1 protein-coding gene is annotated in these 502 nt (G+C 60.2%); it reads left to right on the forward strand.

Annotation, left to right across the window (positions count from 1 at the left end):
- Nucleotides 1-86: 86 nt before the first annotated feature.
- On the forward strand, nt 87-502 hold a 416-nt coding region (locus EOA85_RS36885; RefSeq protein WP_127212843.1), incomplete at its 3' end, for an iron-containing alcohol dehydrogenase.

Below are 502 nucleotides of genomic sequence, written 5' to 3' on the forward strand. Positions count from 1 at the left end.
ATATCATATACGATTTAATACAGGATATTTAGGGCCGAGCTCGGCGAGCTTTCGCTTTCCACCCCCAACATCATCGAGGGACGAACATGAGCCTCTTCGCTGCCGTAAGGCTCCCGCGTGAGATCCTCTTCGGGAAGGGCCAGCGCCATGTCATTCCAATCGTTGCAGCCAGGCTGGGCCGTCGCGCTCTTGTCTGTACGGACGAGCGCTTTGCCGCAACTGTCGCCTTCGCAGAGATCATGGAGGCGCTCGAGCGCGCATCGATCGATGTGCTGGTGCACGACCGTGTGCTGCCCGATGTGCCACGAGACACGGTTGCCGTCTGCGTAGAGATGGCGCGAGAGTTTGCGCCGGACATGGTGATCGGCATCGGAGGTGGCAGTTGTCTCGATATGGCCAAATGCGCCGCGTTGCTCATCAGTCACGGCGGCCTGCTCCAGGACTACTACGGCGAGTTCAAGGTGCCTGGTCCGACGCTGCCGTTGATCGCGGTGCCAACGAC

The organism is Mesorhizobium sp. M5C.F.Ca.IN.020.29.1.1 (assembly GCF_003997375.1).
GTDB classification, from domain to species: domain Bacteria; phylum Pseudomonadota; class Alphaproteobacteria; order Rhizobiales; family Rhizobiaceae; genus Mesorhizobium; species Mesorhizobium wenxiniae.